Annotated in this window: 21 protein-coding genes; 16 read left to right on the forward strand and 5 right to left on the reverse strand. The window is 70.4% G+C overall.

Annotated elements, in window-relative coordinates:
• Positions 1-17: 17 nt before the first annotated feature.
• The 10 genes from ACT54X_RS22310 (at position 18) to ACT54X_RS22355 (ending at position 10162) form a co-directional block, all read left to right on the forward strand.
• Positions 18-860: a cysteine hydrolase family protein gene (locus ACT54X_RS22310; RefSeq protein ID WP_476348679.1), complete on the forward strand. Its 843-nt coding sequence runs from the start codon at positions 18-20 to the stop codon at positions 858-860.
• A 12-nt stretch (positions 861-872) separates the two neighbouring features.
• A complete protein-coding gene (locus tag ACT54X_RS22315) occupies positions 873-1922 on the forward strand; it encodes an ABC transporter substrate-binding protein (RefSeq protein WP_294366623.1) in 1050 nt (349 codons plus the stop codon).
• 40 nt (positions 1923-1962) lie between these two features.
• Entirely contained in the window at positions 1963-2754 is a 792-nt protein-coding gene (locus ACT54X_RS22320) for an SDR family NAD(P)-dependent oxidoreductase (protein WP_294366624.1), read from the forward strand.
• Positions 2755-2771: 17 nt separating this feature from the next.
• A complete protein-coding gene (locus ACT54X_RS22325) occupies positions 2772-4244 on the forward strand; it encodes a dihydroorotase (RefSeq protein WP_476348682.1) in 1473 nt (490 codons plus the stop codon).
• Positions 4241-5368, forward strand: coding sequence for a cyanuric acid amidohydrolase (gene atzD / locus ACT54X_RS22330; protein ID WP_476348684.1), 1128 nt, complete (start codon positions 4241-4243; stop codon positions 5366-5368). The genes ACT54X_RS22325 and atzD overlap by 4 nt, the downstream gene beginning before the upstream one ends.
• A 26-nt stretch (positions 5369-5394) precedes the next feature.
• Positions 5395-6264 (forward strand): ABC transporter ATP-binding protein, encoded by an 870-nt coding sequence (locus ACT54X_RS22335; RefSeq protein WP_476348686.1) that lies wholly within the window; start codon positions 5395-5397, stop codon positions 6262-6264.
• Positions 6261-7112, forward strand: coding sequence for an ABC transporter permease (locus ACT54X_RS22340; RefSeq protein WP_476348687.1), 852 nt, complete (start codon positions 6261-6263; stop codon positions 7110-7112). Before ACT54X_RS22335 ends, ACT54X_RS22340 begins: the two co-directional genes overlap by 4 nt.
• 75 nt (positions 7113-7187) lie before the next feature.
• Complete coding sequence (locus tag ACT54X_RS22345) at positions 7188-8249, forward strand: ABC transporter substrate-binding protein (protein WP_354320749.1); 1062 nt, start codon at positions 7188-7190, stop codon at positions 8247-8249.
• Positions 8246-9706, forward strand: a complete 1461-nt coding sequence (locus tag ACT54X_RS22350) for an amidohydrolase family protein (protein WP_476348689.1) — start codon at positions 8246-8248, stop codon at positions 9704-9706. Before ACT54X_RS22345 ends, ACT54X_RS22350 begins: the two co-directional genes overlap by 4 nt.
• A gap of 30 nt (positions 9707-9736) precedes the next feature.
• The gene (locus ACT54X_RS22355; RefSeq protein WP_234197256.1) at positions 9737-10162 is read left to right on the forward strand and encodes a DUF3830 family protein; all 426 of its coding nucleotides are present in this window, start codon (positions 9737-9739) and stop codon (positions 10160-10162) included.
• A gap of 43 nt (positions 10163-10205) precedes the next feature.
• Here ACT54X_RS22355 and ACT54X_RS22360 read toward each other — a convergent pair whose 3' ends face one another.
• On the reverse strand, positions 10206-11009 hold the full coding sequence (locus ACT54X_RS22360; protein ID WP_295529481.1) for an exodeoxyribonuclease III: 804 nt from the start codon (positions 11007-11009) through the stop codon (positions 10206-10208).
• 16 nt (positions 11010-11025) lie between these two features.
• On the opposite strand from ACT54X_RS22360, the gene pyrE reads away from it, so the two are divergent.
• Together pyrE and ACT54X_RS22370 are read left to right on the forward strand one after the other, a co-directional pair.
• A complete protein-coding gene (gene pyrE, locus ACT54X_RS22365) occupies positions 11026-11718 on the forward strand; it encodes an orotate phosphoribosyltransferase (protein WP_294366640.1) in 693 nt (230 codons plus the stop codon).
• The gene (locus ACT54X_RS22370; protein ID WP_476348692.1) at positions 11711-12415 is read left to right on the forward strand and encodes a DUF4124 domain-containing protein; all 705 of its coding nucleotides are present in this window, start codon (positions 11711-11713) and stop codon (positions 12413-12415) included. Before pyrE ends, ACT54X_RS22370 begins: the two co-directional genes overlap by 8 nt.
• On the opposite strand, the gene gatB is transcribed toward ACT54X_RS22370, so the two are convergent.
• From gatB to gatC, 3 genes are read right to left on the reverse strand one after another with little or no spacing between them, the layout of a single operon-like run.
• A complete protein-coding gene (gene gatB, locus ACT54X_RS22375; protein WP_476348694.1) occupies positions 12381-13874 on the reverse strand; it encodes an Asp-tRNA(Asn)/Glu-tRNA(Gln) amidotransferase subunit GatB in 1494 nt (497 codons plus the stop codon). The genes ACT54X_RS22370 and gatB overlap by 35 nt on opposite strands.
• A 1-nt stretch (position 13875) precedes the next feature.
• Positions 13876-15366, reverse strand: coding sequence for an Asp-tRNA(Asn)/Glu-tRNA(Gln) amidotransferase subunit GatA (gene gatA, locus ACT54X_RS22380; protein WP_294366644.1), 1491 nt, complete (start codon positions 15364-15366; stop codon positions 13876-13878).
• Positions 15363-15662: an Asp-tRNA(Asn)/Glu-tRNA(Gln) amidotransferase subunit GatC gene (gatC, locus tag ACT54X_RS22385; RefSeq protein WP_294366646.1), complete on the reverse strand. Its 300-nt coding sequence runs from the start codon at positions 15660-15662 to the stop codon at positions 15363-15365. The genes gatA and gatC overlap by 4 nt, the downstream gene beginning before the upstream one ends.
• Before the next feature lie 232 nt (positions 15663-15894).
• Here gatC and ACT54X_RS22390 point away from each other — a divergent pair, with 232 nt between their 5' ends.
• The 4 genes from ACT54X_RS22390 (at position 15895) to mrdA (ending at position 20701) form a co-directional block, all read left to right on the forward strand.
• On the forward strand, positions 15895-16938 hold the full coding sequence (locus ACT54X_RS22390) for a rod shape-determining protein (RefSeq protein WP_017757081.1): 1044 nt from the start codon (positions 15895-15897) through the stop codon (positions 16936-16938).
• An 88-nt stretch (positions 16939-17026) separates the two neighbouring features.
• Complete coding sequence (gene mreC, locus ACT54X_RS22395; protein WP_476348697.1) at positions 17027-18142, forward strand: rod shape-determining protein MreC; 1116 nt, start codon at positions 17027-17029, stop codon at positions 18140-18142.
• Positions 18139-18660 (forward strand): rod shape-determining protein MreD, encoded by a 522-nt coding sequence (gene mreD, locus ACT54X_RS22400; RefSeq protein WP_294366652.1) that lies wholly within the window; start codon positions 18139-18141, stop codon positions 18658-18660. Before mreC ends, mreD begins: the two co-directional genes overlap by 4 nt.
• 70 nt (positions 18661-18730) lie before the next feature.
• Complete coding sequence (gene mrdA / locus ACT54X_RS22405) at positions 18731-20701, forward strand: penicillin-binding protein 2 (protein ID WP_294366654.1); 1971 nt, start codon at positions 18731-18733, stop codon at positions 20699-20701.
• Positions 20702-20821: 120 nt separating this feature from the next.
• Here the strand turns inward: mrdA and ACT54X_RS22410 are convergent, their stop codons facing one another.
• Entirely contained in the window at positions 20822-21580 is a 759-nt protein-coding gene (locus ACT54X_RS22410; RefSeq protein ID WP_294366656.1) for a TSUP family transporter, read from the reverse strand.
• Between the last annotated feature and the right edge of the window lie 338 nt (positions 21581-21918).

Genomic DNA, 21918 nt, shown 5'->3' on the forward strand with positions numbered 1-21918 from the left:
ATGCGTGCTTCTGGCGCATGCACAGCGATGAACGCACTCCCGGCACCAAGTTGGACACGGCCACCGGTGACGCCCCCGGCTTCGGCCCCGCGGCCGCCAACCGCTGGCAGCTGCAGGACGGCACGCTGAGCCTGGTCCGCACGCCGCCGCCGCCGCGGCCCCTGGCCCTGCCGGCACAGCCCGAAGCGCTCGTGATCGACATGGCCCGCACCGCGCTGGTGGTGGTCGACATGCAGAACGACTTCTGCCACCCCGAGGGCTGGTTCGGCCAGAAGGGCCTGGACGTGCAGGCCGCGCGCCGGCCCATCCCGGTGCTGCAGGCGCTACTGCCCGCCTGGCGCCGCGCGGGCAGCCCGCTCGTCTGGTGCAACTGGGGCATCCGTGCCGACCGACGCAACCTCGGCCCCACGGTGCAGTTCAAGGGCAAGCGCACGGCCGAGGGCGTGGGCTATGGCGAGCACTCGCCCATCGACCACGGCCCATCCCTGGTCCAGGGCAGCTGGGGCGCGGCGCTGGTCGACGAACTCGCGGCCGAGCCTGGCGACATCCTGGTGCACAAGCACCGGCTCTCGGGTTTCTGGGACAGCGAGCTCGACAGCGTGCTGCGCAACGCCGGTATCAGCACGCTCCTGTTCGCCGGTATCAACACCGACCGCTGCGTGTTCTCCACCCTGCAGGACGCGGCCTTCCTCGGCTACGACTGCGTGCTGCTGGAGGACGCCTGCAGCACTTCGTCACCCGACTACGTGACCGACGGCGTGCTCTACCTCGTGCGCCTGCTGCACGGCTTCACAGCGACCGCGGCCAACCTGGGTGCTGCCCTGGCCGACCTTCACGACCTTCCTTCCAACCCTGCCTGAGGAACCCCTGCCATGACCTCGCCCCTCTCCCTTCTCGCACGCTGGACACGGCCGCTCATCGGCGCCGCCGCCCTGGCCCTGGCCGCGCTGCCCGCCGCCGCACAGACGCCGATCAAGCTGGTGCTCAACTGGAAGTACGAAGGCCCGCAGGCCTGGTTCTTCCTGGCGCAGGACCGCGGCTACTTCAAGCAGGAAGGGCTGGACGTCAGCATCGACCAGGGCGAGGGCTCGGCCGCCTCGATCCCGAAGGTCGCCGCCGGCACCTACCAGGCCGGCTTCGGCGACATGAATGCGCTGATCGACCTGGCGGCCAAGCGGCCGGCCGATGCGCCCGTGGGCGTTTACATGCTCTACAACACGCCGCCCTTCGCCGTGGTGGTGCGCAGCGACAGCCCCATCAGGACGCCCAAGGACCTGGAAGGCAAGACCATCGGCGGCCCGGCCAACGACGGCGCGCTCAAGCTCTTCCCGGCCTTCGCCAAGCTGGCCAAGATCGACGCCGCCAAGGTCACCATCTCCAACATGGCGCCCAACCTGCGCGAGCAGATGCTGGTGCGTGGCCAGATCGACGGCGCCTTCGGCTATGTCACCACCGTGAGCTTCAGCGCCCGCGGCATGGGGCTGGATCCGGCCAAGGACCTGCGCTTCATCCGCTACGGCGACCACGGCATGGACCTCTATGCCAACACCGTCTTCTTCTCGCGCAGCTTCGTGCAGGACAAGCCCCAGGCCGTGGCCGGCTTCGTCAAGGCCCTCAACCGCGCCATCAAGGAGGTGCTCGCCAATCCCGAGGCCGGCATCGACGCGGTGATGAAGCGCGAGCCGCTGCTCAAGCGCGAGGTCGAGAAAGAGAAGCTCCTGGCCACGCTGAAGAACGACATGAGCCACCCCGAGATCGCCCGCATCGGCCTGGGCGACGTGGACGACGAGCGGCTGAAGAAGGCCATCGGCATCGTGGCCGAGGCCAACCAGCTGCCGCGCCAGCCCGAGGTGGGCGAGGTCTTCGACCGCCGCTTCCTGCCGGCGCGCGCTGAGCGCCCGTCCAGCACCGTCGCGCCCTGAACACCACCGACAAGCCCCTCTGAAGAAAGAAGAGACCGCCATGGATCTGCAACTGCGCGACAAGGTCGCCATCATCACCGGCCCGGCCAAGGGCATGGGCGCCGCCATCACCCTGGCCTTCGCCCGAGAAGGCGCCAGGCTGGTGCTGGCCGGCCGCGACACCGCCGCCATCGAACCCGTGGCCGCCGAGGCCCGCGCGCTGGGCGTGCCGGCCCAGGTGGTGGCCTGCGACCTCACCGTCTCCAGCCAGACCGAGGCGCTGGCCACGGCCGCGCTGGCCGCCTTCGGCCGCATCGACATTCTGGTCAACGTGGCCGGCGGCTCGGGCCCCATCGGCAAGACCGGCTGGGAGACCACCACCGAGGAATTCGACGAGATCGTGCGTCTGAACATGACCGGCTGCTTCAACACCATCCGTGCCGTCATGCCGGCGATGGTGGAGCAGCGCAGCGGCAAGATCGTCAACGTGGGCGGCACCTTCGGCCTGCGCGGGCGCGCCGGGCGCATGGCCTATTCGGCCTCCAAGTGGGGCCTGCGCGGCATCACCAAGAGCTTTGCGCTGGAGGCTGGGCCGCACAACATCAACGTCAACAACGTCGCGCCGGGCATGGTGGACGGCCCGCGCTTCCGCGAGAAGGTGTGCGCCAACATGGCCCAGCGCCTGGGCATCACGCTGGAGGAAGCCATGCAGCGCCACGCGGCCGACTACGCGCTGCGCCGCGTCTCCACCGACACCGACATCGCCAACGCCTGCCTGTTCATGGCCAGCGAGGTGTCGCGGCAGATCACCGGCGCCGACCTGCCGGTGGACGGCGGCTGGGCCGCTCTCTGAGAACGGGAGCGAACACCATGCGACCCGAAGTCGACCTCGTCATCCGCGGCGCGAGCGTGGTCTCGCCCGACGCCATCGTGCCTGCCAGCGTGGCCATCGCCGGCGAGCAGATCGTGGCCGTGGGCCACGACGACACCATGCCGCCGGCGCGCGAAGAACTGCGGGCCGAGGGCCTGTTCCTGCTGCCCGGCGCCATCGACAGCCATGTGCACTTCCGTGACCCCGGCTATCCGCACAAGGAGACCTGGCGGACCGGCTCGGCCGCCGCGGCCCTGGGCGGCGTGACCACCGTCTTCGACATGCCCAACACCTCGCCGGCCACGGGCACCGTGGAGGCGCTGCGGCTCAAGCAGAGGGCGGCCGAGGCGTCGTACTGCGACTTCGGCATCCACGGCCTGCTGGGCGACGACACCATCGAGCGGCTGGAAGAGCTGCTCGACGCCGGCGTCACCAGCTTCAAGGCCTTCGTCGGCAACACCTTCGGCAACCTGCCCGCGCCCACCGACGGTGCGCTGCTGGAGGGCTTCGAGACGCTGGCGCCGCTGGGCATCCGCACCGTGGTGCATGCCGAGAACTCGTCCATCCTCTTCCGGCGCCAGAAGAAGATGCAGGAGGCTGGCCGCATCGACGCGCTGGCGCACCTGGCGGCGCGCCCGGCCGTGGCCGAGATCGAGGCCATCGGACGCGTGCTGACGCTGGCCGAATGGACCGGCGCGCGGGTGCACATCGCCCACCACAGCGCGGCGGACTCGCTCTTTTTGCTGCGCGAGGCCAAGCGCCGCGGCGTGGACGTGACGGCCGAGACCTGCCCGCAGTACCTGCTGCTCAACACCGGGCACATGCGCAAGCTGGGCGGCGTGATGCGGCTGAACCCGCCCATCCGCGAGCCGCGCCACAACCAGCCCCTGTGGGACGCGCTGATGGACGGCACGCTGGACATGATCGCCACCGACCATGCGCCGCATGCGCCCGAGGAGAAGACGCGCGAGAGCATCTGGGACTGCGACTGCGGCTTCCCGGGCGTGGAGACGCAGATGCCGCTGATGCTCACCGAGGTCAACCGCGGCCGCGCCACGCTCATGGACTACGTGCGCTGGAGCGCCGTCGCGCCTGCCAGGGCCTGGGGCCTGTACGGCACCAAGGGTGTGATCGCGCCCGGTGCCCATGCCGACATCGCCATCGTCGACATGGCGCGCCAGGGCGTGCTGTCGCAGAACCGGCTGCAGAGCATCAGCCGCATCTCGCCGTGGAACGGCCGGCCGGTACAGGGCTATCCGCTGCACACGCTGCTGCGCGGGCGCTTCGTCATGCGCGACGGCCGTCTGGTGGAGGACGCCGTGGGCTGGGGCTGCTCGGTCAAGGCCGTGCAGAAGATGCCCACGCCCCGGCCGCGCAACACCGAGCACTACAGCCGCGCCATCCTGGAGACGCCGCCCGGCGTGCCGCCGACCGCGGTGCCGGTGGGCGAGGTGGACTGGAGCGCTTCATGAGCGGCGCCATCCCCCAGCATGTGGACGCGCACGTGGTGCCCTGCCGCGGCCCCGGCGACCTGAGCGGCGTGCAGGCCCTGGTCGAGGCCGGGGCGCTCGATCCGCGCCACATCGTGGCTGTGATGGGCAAGACCGAGGGCAATGGCTGCGTCAACGACCACACCCGCGACTTCGCCGCCATGGCCTGGTGCCACTACCTCGCGCCGCACCGCGGCTGCACGCCGCAGGCGGTGCATGCGCAGGTGGCGCTGGTGATGTCTGGCGGCACCGAGGGGGTGCTGTCGCCGCACTTCACCGTGTTCACCCGCCGTCCCGCACTGCCGCACGAGGTGGTGGAGGGCGAGAAGCGACTGGTGGTCGGCATCGCCCACACGCGCGACTTCGCGCCGGAGGAGATGGGCCGCCAGGCGCAGATCGCGGCCACGGCCGAGGCGGTGCAGGCCGCCATGCGCGACGCCGGCATCGACAGTGCGGGCGACGCGCACTTCGTGCAGGTCAAGTGCCCGCTGCTCACCGCTGCCAAGGTGGACGACGCGCTCGGCCGCGGCCATGACACCGTGACGCGTGACACCTACGAATCGATGGGCTATTCGCGCGCCGCCTCGGCGCTGGGCGTGGGCGTGGCGCTGGGCGAGATCGATGCGGCGCGCGCCACCGATGCGGCGGTGCTGCACGACACCACGCTGCACTCGGCCCGCGCCTCCGTGTCGGCCGGCATCGAGCTGGAGGGCAACGTGGTCATCGTGCTGGGCGAGGCCGCAGGCAGCGCCTCGCCGCTGCGCATCGGCCATGCGCTCATGCGCGACGCGGTGGACACCGCGGGCCTGCGCGCATTGCTGCGCGAGCACTTCGGGCTGGATCCGGAGGTCGACGCGGCCCTCATCGCGCAGCGGCTGGTCAACCTCCTGGCCAAGGCCGAGGCCAGCCCCGACGGGCGGGTGCGCGAGGCGCGCCACACCATGCTGAACGACTCGGACATCCATTCGACCCGCCATGCGCGGGCCGCCGTCGGGGCCGTGCTGGCTTCGGTGGTCGGCCGCACGGCGCTGTACGTGTCGGGCGGTGCCGAGCATCAGGGCCCGCCCGGCGGCGGCCCGGTGGCCGCGCTGGTGCGCGTGGCCTGAGCTTCCATTCCTTGCTGGAACATCCCATGAGCCAGAGCTTCATCCAACTCTCCGACGTGATGCTGCGCTACGGCGGCGGCACCATCGCCCTGGACCACACCACGCTGGGCATCGACCGGGGCGACTTCGTGGCCCTGGTCGGCCCCAGCGGCTGCGGCAAGTCGACCATCCTCAAGCTGCTGGCCGGACTGCTGCGGCCCACCTCGGGTGCGGTGATCGCCGGCGGCCGCGAGGTCGGGCCGGCGGGTGCACGCCCCATGGCGGCCGGCCGGCCGGCACTGCGCATCGGCCTGGCCTTCCAGAACCCGACCATGCTGCCGTGGCTGACGATCCGCGAAAACGTGATGATCCCGCTGAAGATCGTCGAGCCCTTCCGCCAGGACTACGCCCGCAAGAAGCGCGGCGAGTACGCCGAGCGCGCCGACGCGCTGCTGGCGCAGGTGGGCCTGCGCGGCTTCGGCGACAAGCGGCCCTGGCAGCTGTCGGGCGGCATGCTGCAGCGCGCCTCGCTGTGCCGCGCGCTGGTGCACCAGCCCGAGCTGCTGCTGCTGGACGAGCCCTTCGGCGCCCTCGACCAGTTCACCCGCGAGGAGCTGTGGGACATCATGCAGACGCTGTGGATGACCCAGCGGCCCACGGTGCTGCTGGTGACCCACGACCTGCGCGAGTCGGCCTACCTGGCCAACCGCATCTGCGTGATGAGCGCGCGGCCCGGCCGCATCCTGGAGACGCGCGACGTGGACTTCGCCCGACCGCGCACGCTGCAGTCCAGCTACGACCCGGCCTTCGGCGCGCTGGTGCAGCAGCTGCGCATGCGCATCGCCGAGGCGCGCTGCGACGGCGACGCGACGCCCGCGCCCGTGGCCGTGCCGGCGCTGCAGGAGGTGGCGGCATGAACGCGCGCGTGAACACCGCGGACGCGGTCGAGCCCGCAGCCGAAGCCGCCAGCCCCGCCATGCCGCGCCTGTCCCCGCTGGCGCGCCAGCGCCTGCTGTCCGGCCTGGCCCTGATCGGCTTCTTCCTGGCCTGGGAGCTGGTCTGCCTGGCCAGCGGCATCTCGGACCTGGTGCTGCCCCGGCCCAGCCAGATCGCCCGCGTGCTCATCGAGCGCATGCCGCTCTTGTGGCCGCACACGGTGCAGACGCTCTACACCACGCTGCTCGGCTTCGCGTTGGGCGTGGCCGCGGGCATCGTCATCGGCGTGGGCATCGGCTCGTCCCGGCTGGCCTATGACGTCACCTATCCGCTGCTGGTGGGCTTCTCCAGCATTCCGAAGGTGGCGGTGGTGCCGCTGTTCGTCGTGTGGTTCGGTGCCGGCACCGTGCCGGCGGTGCTGACCTCGATGGTCATCAGCATCTTCCCGGTGGTGGTCAATGTGGCCACCGGATTGGCCAGCACCGAGCCCGAGCTGGAGGACGTGCTGCGCGTGTTGGGCGCGCGCAAGCGCGACATCCTCTGGAACGTGGGCCTGCCGCGGGCCATGCCCTACCTGTTCGCGTCGCTCAAGATCGCCATCACGCTGTCCTTCGTGGGCACGGTGCTCTCGGAGACCGTGGCCTCCAACCGCGGCATCGGCACCGTGATGATGATCGCCAGCGGCAACTTCGACGTGCCGATGGTGTTCGCCGGGCTCTTCCTGCTGGCGGCCATGGGCGTGATGCTCTACGCGCTGTCGGCGCTGGTGGAGCGGCGCGTGACCGGCTGGTCCCAGCGCAAGACCGACCTGGCGGCGACCGGCGCCTGAGTCCGGCCTGAGCCTGTCGAAGCCTGGGCACGCGAGTGTCCAGCCCTCTCTTCTTTCGCCTTTCAAGGAGCTTCCATGCCCCGCCTTTTCTCGCGCCGCAGCGCCGGCCTGGCGCTGTCGGCTGCGTCAGTGCTCGTAGCCCTGGGCGCCGCGCTGGCGCCGGCACCGGCCGCTGCACAGACCGACACCCCGATCAAGTTCGTGCTCGACTGGAAGCTCCAGGGCGTGCATGCCTGGTACTACCTCGCGCAGGATCGCGGTTACTTCGCCCGCGAGAAGCTGGCCGTGACCATCGACCAGGGCGACGGCTCGGCGGCCACCGTCACGAAGATCATGGCCGGTGCCTACCAGGCCGGCTTCGGCGACGTGAACGCCATCGTGCAGAACGCCACCGCCAAGCCCGGCCAGGCGCCGGTGATGGTCTACATGCTCTACAACCGCGCGCCCTTCGCGCTGATCGCCAAGGCCGACGGGCCTGTCCGCACGCCCCAGGACCTGCAGGGCCGCACCGTCGGCACGCCGGCCGGGGGCGCGGCGGCCCGCATGTTCCCCGTCATCGCGGCGCGCACCGGCATCGATGCCGCCAAGGTCGCCTGGACCAATGTGGCGCCCAACCTGCAGGAGCAGCTGCTGCTCAAGGGCCATGTGGATGCCGCGGCCGTGTTCTCCGTCACCAGCTACATGAATCTCGTGGCGCAGGGCATCGATCCCGACAAGGACATCCGCTGGTTCCATTACGGCGACTACGGTGTCGAGCTCTACGGCAACGGCGTGATGGTGTCGCCGCAGCTGCTGCGCGAGCGGCCCGAGGCCGTGGCCGGCCTGGTGCGGGCGATCAATCACGCGGTGCGCGACACCATCGCCGATCCCGACGCCGCCATCGCGGCCCTGGTCAAGCGCGAGCCGCTGCTCAACAAGGATCTGGAGAAGCGCCGTCTGCTTTACACGCTCAAGACCGTCATGCTCACGCCCGAGGTGGCGACGCAGGGCTTGGGCGATATCAGCGATGCCCGCTTCGCCCGCGCCTTCCTGCAGCTCAAGGAGGCCTTCGACCTGCCGCGCGTGCCCACGGCCGCCGAGGTGTTCGACCGCCGCTTTCTGCCGCCCCTGGCCGAGCGCACGGTTGCCAAGCGATGAGCGCCGCCGCCCCCACCGCCATCGACTGCGCCTGGCTGCTGGGCGAGCCCGGTGCCGCGCCCGCGCAGCGCGACCGGCGCATCCACCTCGAAGGCGGGCGCGTGGCCGCCATCGAAGCGCTGCCCGACCCGGTGCCCGGCCGCCGTCGTCTGGCGCTGCCGGCGCTGGCCAATGCGCACGACCACGCGCGCACCGTGCGCAGCGCCACGCTGGGTGCCTTCGGGCAACCGCTCGAAAGCTGGCTGCCCTTCCTGGGTGTGGTGCCGGGCATGGACCCGTACCTGTGCGCCGCGACCTCCTTCGCCCGCTCGCTGCGCAACGGCGTGGTGGACTTGATGGTGCACTACACCCGCGTGCAGGGCGGCCTGCCCTATGTCGACGAGGCGGCGGCCGTGGGCCGGGCCGCACGCGACGTGGGCGTGCGCATCGGCTTCGCGGTGGCCCTGCGCGACCGCCACGGGCTGGGCTATGCCGACGACGCGGCGGTGCTGGCCGCGCTGCGCCCGGCGATCCGCGACGACATCGCCCGCCGGCTGTCGGCGCCCTCCGTGCCGCCTGCGCTGCAGCTCGCGCTGGTGGAGGAGGTGGCGCAGCGCTTCGCCGACGAAGGGCTCGGCGCCCATGCGGACCTGCAGTACGGCCCCACCGGCGTGCAGTGGTGCAGCACGCCGCTGCTCGAAGCCATCGCCCAGGCCTCGGCCGACACCGGCCGCCGCGTGCACATGCACCTGCTGGAGACGCAGTACCAGCGCGCCTGGGCCGATGCCGCACATCCGGGCGGCATCGTGCGCTTCCTGGACGACATCGGCCTGCTCGGCCCGCGGCTCACGCTGGCGCATTGCACCTGGGCGCGGCCGGAGGAACTGGCCCTGATCGCCGAACGCGGCGCGACCATCGCGGTCAACACCAGCTCCAACCTGGGCCTCCAATCAGGCATCGCCCCGCTGGCGCAGATGCTGGCGAGCGGCTGCCGCGTGGCCATGGGGCTGGACGGCATGGCCTTCGACGAGGACGACGACGCCCTGCGCGAAGCACGCCTGGCCTATGCGCTGCACCGCGGCTGGGGCTACGACACCACCATGACGCCGGCCCAGCTCTGGCGCTTCGCCTCGCGCGGGCGCATCGCACCGGGCGAGCGGGCGGACCTCGTGCTGCTCGACTGGGACGCGCTGGACGACGACGCCCTGTTCGACGACGTCGATCCGCTGGACCTGCTGCTCGCCCGCGGCACCGGCCGGCATGTGCACACCGTCATCGCCGGTGGCCGCACCGTGGTCGAGGCCGGCCGCGTGCTCGGCGTGGACGAGGTCGCCCTGCAGGTCGAGCTGCGTGCGCGCATGCGTGCGGCCCTGGCGGCGGATACTGCCCATGCCGGCTGGCGCCGCACTGTCCAGGCTTTTGCCGAGGACATGGCGCCCTTCTGCCGCGACGGCCGCTTCCTCGGTGGCTGCTGCTGACCCTTCTTCTTCCTTGCTCAATCCTTCTTCATGACCCGTATCCGCATCCAGGCCGCAGGCTTCGACTTCGTCGCCGAGACCCATCCCGACGCGCCGCAGACCGTGGCCGCCTTCCTGCAGCTGCTGCCCTACCGGCAGAAGCTCATCCACGTGCGCTGGAGCGGCGAAGGCTGCTGGGTGCCGCTGGGCGAGTTCCGCCTGACCAACGAGGGCGCGCCCGTGGGCTTCGAGAACCACACCAGCCATCCGTCACGCGGCGATGTGCTGTTCTACCCGGGCGGCTACAGCGAGACCGAGATCATCCTGGCCTACGGCGCCTGCAGCTTCGCCAGCCGCATGGGCACGCTGGCCGGCAACCACTTCCTCACCATCGTCGAAGGCCGCGAGCACCTGCCCGAGCTGGGCCGGCGCGTGCTGTGGGAAGGCGCGCAGGACGTGGTGTTCAGCCTGGGCTGAGCCGCCCCGCAAGCCAGTTGCCCCGCGGCCGGATCGGTGACCCTCAGAGCGTGAAGTCGTAGTCGATCGTGATCGGCGCGTGGTCGCTGAACTTGATCGTCTTGAAGATGTGCTCGCTGCGCGCGAGCTGCGCCATGGCCGGCGTGGCCAGGTGGTAGTCCAGCCGCCAGCCCACGTTCTTGGCATAGGCCTGGCCGCGGTTGCTCCACCATGTGTAGCAGGCGTCGGTGGTGTCGGGCTGCAGGTGGCGATACACGTCCACCAGGCCCGCGCCCTCGGCGCCGGCGTCGAGCAGGCGCGTCATCCAGGCGCGCTCCTCGGGCAGGAAGCCGCTGTTCTTGAGGTTGCCCTTCCAGTTCTTCAGGTCGGCTTCCTTGTGGGCGATGTTGATGTCGCCACACAGGATGAATTCGCGGGTGCGCTTCAGTTCCACCAGGTAGGGCATGAAGCCTTCGAGGAAGCGGAACTTGGCGGCCTGCCGCTCCTCGCCCGAGCTGCCGCTCGGGAAGTAGCAGCTGATGATCGACAGCTTGCGCGCCGGCGTGTCGAAGCGCAGCTCCAGATAGCGGCCCTCGGCGTCGAACTCGGTGTTGCCCCAGCCGATCACGATGTCGGTGGGCTCGTGCTTCGTGTAGATGGCGGTGCCGGCGTAGCCCTTCTTCTCGGCGAAGTGGAAGTGGCCGTTCAGGCCGGCCATTTTTTCGAAGCGGCCCTGCACGTCGCTGGCCTGGACGCGGATCTCCTGCATACAAATACAATCCGGCGCCGCTTCGGCCACCCAGTCGGCGACCCCTTTTGTCGAGGCGGAACGCAGGCCGTTGAGGTTGAGGCTGGTGAGTTTGAACACGTTTCGAGGAATCCGGATGGCAGTGGACGAGAGGCAGCAGCAGCATCAGAACGAGCGCCTGGCGCAGGACTTCGTGGCGTTCGCGATCGAGGCTGGCGTGCTGCGCTTCGGCGAGTTCAAGACCAAGGCCGGGCGCCTCAGCCCCTACTTCTTCAACGCGGGCCTGTTCAACGACGGCGCCCGCATCGCGCGGCTCGCGGAATTCTATGCAGCGCGCCTGATGGACTCCGGCCTGGAGTTCGACATGATCTTCGGCCCCGCCTACAAGGGTATTCCCCTGGGCGCGACCGTTGCGGCCGAGCTGGCGCGCCGCGGCCGCAACGTGCCCTTCGCCTACAACCGCAAGGAAGCCAAGGACCATGGCGAGGGCGGCTCGCTGGTCGGTGCGCCTTTGGTCGGCCGGGTGCTGATCGTGGACGACGTCATGTCCGCCGGCACTGCGGTGCGCGAATCCATTGCCACCATCCGCGCCGCCGGTGCCACGCCGCATGCCGTGGCCATCGCGCTGGACCGCCAGGAACAGGCGACCGAGAACGGCCAGGATGTGCCCCACAGCGCGGTGCAGTACGTGCGCGATCAGCTGGGCATGGCCGTGGTGGCCATCGCCACGCTCGACGACCTGCTGGCCTACCTGGACCAGCGCGCCGGCGCCGACCTGCGCGCCCACCGTGCCAGTGTGCAGGCCTACCGCGAGCGCTACGGTGCCTGATCCGCGCAGCCCCGCCGTCGCGCGGGCGCTGCGCACGCTGGCGGGCCTTGCAACGCTTGCCGTCGGCGGGCTTCCTCCGGCCCAGGTCCAGGCCCAGGCCACCGCAGGCGGCGCGCCGGGCAGCATCTACAGCTGCACCGATGCGGGCGGACGGCGCCTGACCTCCGATCGATTCATCCCCGAATGCGCCGACCGGCTGCAGCTGGAGCTGTCGCCCAGTGGCAGCGTGCGGCGGCGCATCGAACCCGCGCTGTCGCCGCAGCAGCAGGCGGAGCGCGACCAGCGCCGCAAGGACGAGGACCGGGCCGCGGCCCAGCGCAGGGACGAACGCCGGCGCGACCTGGCGCTGCTGGCGCGCTACCCCGATGCGGCGGCGCACGACCGCCGGCGCGCCGAGGCGCTGGCCCAGGCCGAAGCGGAAATCGGCGCCGCGCGCAAGCGGCTGGCCGAGCTGGCGCAGGCGCGCCGCAAGCTCGACGAGGAGCTGGAGTTCTACAGCAAGGACCCGTCCCAGGTCCCTGCGGCGCTGAAGGCACGCCTTGCCGACAACGCAGCGGCCGTCACGCTGCAGGAGCGGCTGCTCCACGAGCAGCAGGGCGAGAAGCAGCGCATCGACGCCCGCTTCGACGAGGAGCGCCAGCGCCTGGACCGGCTCTGGGGCCTCAGCCCCCCAGCCGCGCCTTCAGCAACGCGTTGACCTGGGCCGGGTTGGCCTTGCCCTTGCTCTCCTTCATCACCTGGCCGACCAGGGCGTTGAAGGCCTTTTCCTTGCCGGCGCGGTATTCGGCGATGTTCTTCTCGTTCTTCGCGAGCACGTCGTCCACGATCTTCTCCAGCGCGCCGGTGTCGTTCATCTGCTTGAGGCCCTTGGCCTCGATGACGGCATCGACCGACTCGCCTTCGCCGCTCCAGAGTGCGTCGAAGACCTGGCGGGCGGCGTTGTTGGAGATCGTGCCGTCGCCGATGCGGCCGATCAGCTGCGCCAGCTGGGCGGGCTTGACCGGCGCGGCGTCGATGGCCGTCTCCTGCGTGTTCAGGCGCTTGGCGATCTCGCCCGACAGCCAGTTGCTGGCCAGCTTGGGCGTGGCGCCCGCGGCCACGGCGGCATCGAAGTAGGCCGCGTGCGCCGGGCTCTGCGTGAGCTGCGTCGCGTCGTAGTCGGTCAGGCCGAAGTCGCGCACGTAGCGCTCGGCCATGGCGCGCGGCAGCTCCGGCATCTGCGCCTTCACCGCATCGACCCAGTCGCGGCCGATCACCAGCGGCGGCAGGTCCGGGTCGGGGAAGTAGCGGTAGTCGGCCGCATCTTCCTTGGTGCGCATGGCCCGCGTCTCGCCCGTGTCGGGGTCGAACAGCACCGTGGCCTGCTGGATGGCATGGCCGTCCTCGATCTGCTCGATCTGCCAGTGGATCTCGAAGTCGATCGCCTGCTGCATGAAGCGGAAGCTGTTGAGGTTCTTGATCTCGCGGCGCGTGCCCAGCGGCTGGCCCGGCCGGCGCACCGACACGTTGGCGTCGCAGCGGAAGGACCCTTCCTGCATGTTGCCGTCGCAGATGCCGATCCAGGTCACGATCTTGTGCAACTCGCGCGCATAGGCCACGGCCTCGGCGGAGGAGCGGATGTCGGGCTCGGTCACGATTTCCAGCAGCGGCGTGCCGGCGCGGTTGAGGTCGATGCCCGACTGGCCGACGAAGTCCTCGTGCAGCGACTTGCCGGCGTCTTCTTCGAGGTGGGCGCGCACCAGGCGCACGGTCTTGAGTTCCTCGCCCAGCCAGAAGCTGACCGAGCCGCCCTGCACGACGGGAATCTCGTACTGGCTGATCTGGTAGCCCTTGGGCAGGTCGGGGTAGAAGTAGTTCTTGCGCGCGAAGATGCTGCGCGGCGCGATGGTGCTGCCCAGCGCCAGGCCCAGGCGGATCGCGCGCTCGACGGCGCCGCGGTTCATCACCGGCAGCGTGCCGGGCAGGGCCAGGTCCACGGCGCAGGCCTGCGTGTTGGGCTCGGCGCCGAAGGCGGTGGGCGCGCGGCTGAAGATCTTGCTCTGGGTGGAGAGCTGCGCATGCGTCTCGAAGCCGATGACGACTTCATAGCCCTGCACCAGCGGGCCGGTGGGGCGGCCCTCCTGGGCGGCGGCGAAGGTGTTGGTCTCGGTGCTCATCTCAGAAGCCGGTGGGCGTGCGTTGGTGCCAGTCGGTGGCCTGCTGGAAGCGGTGGGCGGCGTTCAGCAGCCGGCCTTCGGCGAAGTAGTTGCCGATCAGCTGCAGGCCCACGGGCATGCCGCCGTCGAAGCCGCAGGGCAGCGAGAGGCCCGGCAGGCCGGCCAGCGAGCCGGGCAGGGTGAAGATGTCGGCCAGGTAGTCGGCCACGGGGTCGTCGCTGTGCGCGCCGATGGCCCAGGCCACGGTGGGCGCGGCGGGGCCGGCGATGACGTCGCAGTCGCGGAAGGCCGCCTGGAAGTCGTCCGCGATCATCCGGCGCACCTTCTGCGCCTGCAGGTAGTAGGCGTCGTAATAGCCGTGCGAGAGCACGTAGGTGCCGATCATGATGCGGCGCTTGACCTCGTCGCCGAAGCCTTCGGCGCGGGTCTTCATGTACATCTCGGCCAGGTCCTTGTACTGGCTGGCGCGGTGGCCGAACTTCACGCCGTCGAAGCGGCTGAGGTTGGAGCTGGCCTCGGCCGCGGCAATGATGTAGTAGACGGGAATGGCCAGCTCGGTGCGCGGCAGGCTCACTTCGACGCGGCGGGCGCCCAGCTTCTCGTACTCGGCCAGGGCGGCCTCGATGGCGGCGCGCACGCCAGGCGCCACGCCCTCGCCCAGGAATTCCTTGGGCACGCCGATGCGCAGGCCGTCGAGCGAGCCGGTCAGCCCCTGCGAGAAGTCCTCGGCCGGGCGGTCCAGCGAGGTGGAGTCGCGGTCGGGGTCGGGCCCGCACATGGCCGACAGCAGCAGGGCGCAGTCCTCGGCCGAGCGGGCCATGGGGCCGGCCTGGTCCAGGCTGGAGGCGAAGGCGATCATGCCGTAGCGGCTGGCGCGGCCGTAGGTGGGCTTGATGCCGGTGATGCCGCAGAAGCTGGCCGGCTGGCGGATCGACCCACCGGTGTCGGTGCCGGTGGCGGCGGGCGCCAGGCCGGCGGCCACGGCCACGGCGCTGCCGCCGGAGGAGCCGCCGGGCACGCGCGCCGTGTCCCAGGGGTTGCGCACGGGCACGGGCTGGTCGGCGCCGACCGCTGGCACCGCCACGTTCTGGTTGGACGAGCCCATGGCGAATTCGTCGCAGCTGAGCTTGCCCAGCGTGACCATGCCGGCCTCGCCCAGCTTGCGCACCACGGTGGCGTCGAAGGGCGACTGGTAGCCGGCCAGCATGCGCGAACCCGCGGTGCTGGGCCAGCCGGTGGTCACGAAGATGTCCTTGTGGGCGACGGGCACGCCGGCCAGCGGGCCGGCGCTGCCGGCCGCGATGGCTGCGTCGGCGGCGCGGGCCTGGGCGAGCGTCGCGTCTTCATCGACGGCCACGAAGGCGCCCAGGTCCTGCCGGGCGGCCATGCGGCCCAGGAAGTGCTGGGCGGTCTCCACGGCAGAGACTTCGCGGGCGGCCAGGGCGCGGGCCAGGTCGGCCACACCACGTTGGTGCAGGTCGGGCGCGCTCATTCGATCACCTTCGGCACGAGGAACAGGCCGTTCTCGACGGCGGGGGCGCTCTTCTGGTTGGCCTCGCGCTGGTTGGGCTCGGTGGCCGCGTCGTCGCGCAGGCGAAGGACGATGTCCTCGATGGCGGAGACGGGGTGCGACAGCGGCTCGACCCCGGTGGTGTCCACGGCGCGCATGCGCTCGACGAGGTCGAAGAAACCATTGATCTGGCCGCGCAGGCGTTCGCTTTCTTCGGGCGCCAGCGCCAGCCGCGCCAGCGACGCGATGCGCGCGGTATCGGTGGTGGAGAGAGACATCGGAAAAACCCAGAGAGCAGGCGCCCCGTTTGCATGCAGAAGGGCCTGCAAGTAGGGAAAGCGCCAGGGGGAATCGGGTATTATCCCGCCTTTGCCGCAACTGCCGCCAATGTGCCGGCACGGCCGCCACGGCGAGCGGCAAAGCCACCCAACTCCTCCCTTTTTCTCTCTTCACCTCAGGGGCGACGCCGGTCCGAAGCGCCCGCCGTGCCCCTCCGCAAGGACATCGCCCATGTTTGGAGCATTCCGTCGGTATTTCTCGACCGACCTCGCGATCGACCTCGGCACCGCCAACACCCTGATCTTCGCCCGCAACAAGGGCATCGTGCTGGACGAGCCCTCGGTCGTCGCCATCCGCCACGAGGGCGGTCCGCACGGCAAGAAGGTCATCCAGGCCGTGGGCGCCGAGGCCAAGGCCATGCTGGGCAAGGTGCCCGGCAACATCGAGGCCATCCGCCCGATGAAGGACGGCGTGATCGCCGACTTCGTGATCACCGAGCAGATGATCAAGCAGTTCATCAAGATGGTGCATCCGCGCACGCTGCTCACGCCCAGCCCGCGCATCATCATCTGCGTGCCCTGCGGCTCGACCCAGGTCGAGCGCCGCGCCATCAAGGACGCGGCCGAGGCCGCCGGCGCCACCTCGGTCTACCTGATCGAGGAGCCCATGGCCGCCGCCATCGGCGCGGGCCTGCCGGTGTCCGAGGCCTCGGGCTCCATGGTGGTCGACATCGGCGGCGGTACCACCGAGGTGGGCGTGATCTCGCTGGGCGGCATGGTCTACAAGGGCTCCGTGCGCGTGGGCGGCGACCGCTTCGACGACGCCATCATCAACTACATCCGCCGCAACTACGGCATGCTGATCGGCGAGCCCACGGCCGAGACCATCAAGAAGAACATCGGCTCGGCCTTCCCCGGCTCCGAGGTCAAGGAGATGGAGGTCAAGGGCCGCAACCTCTCCGAAGGCGTGCCGCGCAGCTTCACCATCAGCTCCAACGAGGTGCTGGAGGCGCTGACCGATCCGCTCAACAACATCGTTTCGGCCGTCAAGAACGCGTTGGAGCAGACGCCGCCCGAACTGGGTGCCGACATCGCCGAGCGCGGCATGATGCTGACCGGTGGCGGCGCGCTGCTGCGTGACCTCGACCGTCTGCTCGCCGAGGAAACCGGCCTGCCGGTGCTGGTGGCCGAGGACCCGCTGACCTGCGTGGTGCGCGGCTGCGGCATCGCCCTGGAGCGCATGGACCGCCTGGGTAGCATCTTCACCAGCGAGTAAGCCAGGACTGTGTTCGCAGGCCGGCCCGGTTGCACGGGCCGGCCTTTTTGCCATATAGACGCCCAGCCATTCCGCAAGGTCCGACCCCATGCCGCTCGGCACGCTCGACCGCTCCGCGCCGCCCCTGTTCAACCAGGGGCCGTCCGCGCTGTCGCGCTTCGTCTTCTGCAGCGCGCTGGCCGTCTTCCTGATGGTGGCCGATGCCCGCTTCGACGTGGTGGCGCCGGTGCGCACGGCACTCGGCACGCTGCTATTCCCGCTGCAGTGGGCGGTGCTCAAGCCGGTGCAGTGGGTGTCGGCCACCAACCGGCAGTTCGAGGACCTGGCCACCGCCCAGCGCAACGAGGCGGAGGCCCGGCGCCGGCTGGTGCTGCAGTCCGAACGGGCCAGCCAGGCCGATGCGCTCGCGCGCGAGAACGCCCGCCTGCGCACGCTGCTGGAACTGCGGCAGAACGCACCCACGCCCGGCCGCGCCGCCGAGGTGCTGTATGACGCCGCCGACCCGTACACCCGCAAGGTCGTCATCGACCAGGGCCAGGTGCATGGCATCGCCGCGGGCTCGCCGGTGATCGACGAGCAGGGCGTGCTGGGCCAGGTGACGCGGGTGATGGCCTTTTCGAGTGAGGTGACGCTGGTGATCGACCGCGACCTGTCCATCCCCGTGCAGAACACGCGCACGGGTGCGCGCAGCGTGGCCTTCGGCGATGCCGGTCCGCACAGCGCGGGCATGGAGCTGCGCTTCACCGCCGCCAACGCCGACGTGCGCGAGGGCGACCTGCTCTCCACCAGCGGCGTGGACGGTGTCTACCCCGCGGGCCTGCCGGTGGCGCGCGTGGACCGCATCGACCGCCGGGCCGACACCGCCTTCGCGCGCATCCACTGCGTACCGCTGGCCCGCGTCGGCGCGGCGCGCTACGTGATGGTGCTCACGCCCGTGGGCGAGGCGCCGCCCGTGGTCCGGCCCAGCCCTGCGGCCACGACGGGCGACGCGCGCAAGTCCGACCGGCCGGGCCGCAGGAACGACACGCCCGCCTCCACCATGCCCGCTCCGGCCAGTCGGCCCGGTACGCCGGCAGCGTCCCCCGCGCCAACGGCGCCGGCGACCTCTGCGGCACCCAGGGTCGCCGCGCCGGCACCGGCGCCCGCCCAGGCGCCGCGCGCTTCGACGAGCCGCCCACCGGCGGCAGGAGGCGCCGCGCCATGATCATGCGCCCCGGCCAGGAGCAGCTGCTGCTGCCCGTGCGGCCGCTCTTCATCTGGGGCAGCCTGTTCGTCGCGCTGCTGTTGAACATGCTGCCCCTGGGTCGCCTGCCCTGGATGCCGGACCTGCTGGCCGTGGTGCTGGTGTTCTGGGGTGTGCACCAGCCCGCCCGCATCGGGCTGGGCGCGGCCTTCTTCTTTGGCCTGGCCATGGACGTGCACGAGTCCTCGCTGCTGGGCCAGCACGCGCTGTCCTATGCCACGTTGAGCTTCTTCGCCATCACCATCCACCGGCGCCTGCTCTGGTACCGGCTCTCGGCCCAGGCGCTGCAGCTGGTGCCGCTCTTCTCGCTGTCGCGGTTGATCGAGCTGGGCATCCGGCTGGTCGGCGGCGGCATCTTCCCGGGCTGGATCACCCTGCTGGGCGCCGCCCTCGAGGCGATGCTGTGGCCGGTGGTCACCTGGCTGCTGCTGATCCCGCAGCGCCGGCCGCCCGAGCAGGACGAGAACCGCCCTCTGTGAGTGCGGGTCTTGCTATGCATGCCCTCGCTGGCGCCCTAAGCTTCGCGCGCCCGTCCGCCCTGCGCCTGCCATGACCGAGATCCGCAACGTCGCCGCCGACCTCGCGCGCTTCAAGCGCCGCGTGCTGGTGATCGCGCTGGTGGTGCTGACGGCCTTTGTATTGCTGGGCCTGCGCCTGTTCCATCTGCAGGTCACGCGCCACGAGGAACTGGCCGAGCGCGCCGAGAGCAACCGCACGGCCGTGGTGCCGGTGGTGCCCAACCGCGGGCTGATCCTGGACCGCAACGGTGTGATCCTGGCCTCCAACTACTCGGCCTACACGCTGGAGATCACGCCCTCCAAGGCGGGCGACCTGGAGCAGACCATCGACGAACTGGCCAAGATCGTCGAGATCCAGCCGCGCGACCGCCGTCGTTTCAAGCGCCTGCGCGAGGACTCGCGCAGCTTCGACTCCATTCCCATCCGCACTCGCCTCACCGACGAGGAGGTCGCCCGCTTCGCGGCCCAGCGCTACCGCTTCCCTGGCGTGGAGATCAAGGCGCGGCTCTTCCGCAGCTACCCGATGGGCGAGCTGGCCAGCCATGTGCTGGGCTACATCGGCCGCATCAACCAGCGCGAGAAGGCAGCCATGGAGGACTGGCCCGAAGAGGACCAGGCCAACTACAAAGGCACCGACTACATCGGCAAGCTGGGCATCGAGCAGAGCTACGAGAAGGTGCTGCACGGGCAGACGGGCGTCGAGCAGATGGAGACCTCGGCCGGCGGCCGCGCGGTGCGACGGCTGGCCAGCCATCCGGCCACGCCTGGCAATACCGTCATGCTGTCGCTGGACATCAAGCTGCAGAAGCTGGTGGAGGACATGTTCGGCGACCGCCGCGGCGCGCTGGTGGCGCTCGATCCGCGCAACGGCGAGGTGCTGGCCTTCGTCAGCAAGCCGACCTTCAACCCGAATCTCTTCGTCGAGGGCATCGACAGCGAAAGCTGGGCCGCGCTCAACGAGTCCATCGACAAGCCGCTGCTCAACCGCGCCCTGCGCGGCACCTACCCGCCCGGCTCCACCTACAAGCCCTTCATGGCACTGGGCGCGCTCGAGCTGGGCAAGCGCTCGCCCACGCTGGTGATCAACGACCCCGGCTACTACACCTATGGCGGCCACACCTTCCGCAGCCACGAGGGCGGCCTGGGCGGCGTGGACATGGTGCGGGCCCTCCAGTTCTCCAGCAACACCTACTTCTATTCGCTGGCGGTGGACATGGGCGTGGACACCATCCACGACTTCATGAAGCCGCTGGGCTTCGGCCAGATCACCGGTATCGACCTGCCCGGCGAGGTGCGCGGCGTGCTGCCCAGCACCGAGTGGAAGCGCAGCGTCAACAAGCGGCCGGAGGCCCGGCGCTGGTACTCGGGCGAGACGGTGTCGCTGGGCATCGGCCAGGGCTACAACAACTTCACCATGCTGCAGCTGGCCTCGGCCGAGGCGACGCTCGCCAACGGCGGAACCAAGTTCCGGCCGCATGTGGTCAAGGCCATCAAGAACACCGTGACCGGGCAGGTGCAGGAAGAGATCCAGCCGCCGGGCGAGAACCTCGGCTTCAAGGCGAAGAACATCGACATCGTGCGGGCGGGCCTGGTGGCGGTGAACAAGGCCGGCACGGGCACGCGCATCTTTGCCGGCGCGCCCTACACCTCGGCCGGCAAGACCGGCACCGCCCAGGCGGTGAGCCTGGGCCAGAACGTCAAGTACAACGCCAAGGCGCTGGAGGAGCACCAGCGCGACCACTCGCTGTTCGCCGCCTTCGCGCCGGCCGAGAACCCGCGCATCGCGCTCGCCGTGATCGTGGAGAACGCCGGCTTCGGTGCCGCCGCGGCGGCGCCCATCGTGCGGCGGGTGTTCGACTACTGGCTGCTGGGCCAGTACCCCAACGAGCAGGACATGGCCGCGGTGCGCGCGGGCAAGGCGGCCGCACCCATCGGGCAGCCGCTGCCGGCGACAGAGGTGGCGCTGCCGTCCTCGACTGCGTCGGCCGCCACGGCGCCCTGAGCGCGGTGCCTTCGACGCAGCAGGGCGTTCCTGGCGCGCGCCCTCGGTGCCATGCCGGCGTCTTCAGCCGTGGTGGGCATCGACGCGCGGGCGCGACCGCCCACCCCTGTCAACCAACGCTCACCGCAGGAACGCGTCGTAGGCCGTCTTGCAGATGAGCGCGCTCACCACGACGATGAAGGCGCCGCGCACGAAGCCGGCCCCATGCCGAAGCGCGAGCCGCGTGCCGATCAGGCTGCCGCTGATGTTGGCCACGGCCATCGCCAGCCCGAGCGTCCAGATCACATGCCCCTTGAGCCCGAAGAGCAGCAGCGCACCGAGGTTGGTCATGATGTTGATGACCTTGGCGCTGGCCGACGCATGCAGGAAGTCGTGGCCCAGCCAACGCACGAACAGGAAGATCAGGAAGCTGCCTGTGCCCGGCCCGAAGATGCCGTCGTAGAAGCCCAGCAGCAGGCCGACTGCACCGGTGGCGGCCAGTTCGGCCTTGCCCGCGAAGCGCGGCTGGTGCGTGAGGCCCAGGTCTTTGCGCGCCAGGGTGTAGAGCAGCAGCGCCCCCAGCACCACCGGCAGCGCCTTGCGCAGCGCATCGGTCGGCACCCAGGTGACCACCCAGGCACCCGTGAGCGAACCGCCGAAGGCCAGCACCGCCGCCACCGACAGCGAGCGCCAGGGCAGGCGCACGCGCCGCAGGTACTGCGCGGCCGAGGCGGCCGTGCCCCAGACCGAGGCGCTCTTGTTGGTGCCCAGCAGCGTGGCACCGGCGGTGTCGGGAAAGGCGGCGAACAGCGCTGGCACCAGCACCAGCCCGCCGCCGCCGACGATCGCGTCCATGAATCCCGCCGTCAGCGAGGCCAATGCCATCCATGCCCATTCCATAGGGGCAGGATTGTCGCAGCGGAAACGCTCCTGTTTTGGGAGCGGCAGAGCGGCCGTTATGTAGCGCTCTCGGCAGGATGTGGGCAGGTCCGCTCGGGTGATGGACAAAAAAAAGCGCCGACTGAGCGGCGCTTTGAAAGTTGTCTGGCTTCTCGTCGGACGGAGGCCTTTGGGAATCTCATGAATTTTGATTTTTCTGGATTTGTCTCCTCAGACCCTCGCGCATCAGCAGGGCGGTGCCTGCTGCGAGTGGCAGGACTTTAGGTCCTGCACCGCGGTAGTGCATTGGGACTAACCCGTGGCCCGGATTCGGGCAGCGTGCGGGCATCGGGGACGCC

The sequence above is a fragment of the Pseudacidovorax sp. DMC4 genome (assembly GCF_056314265.1).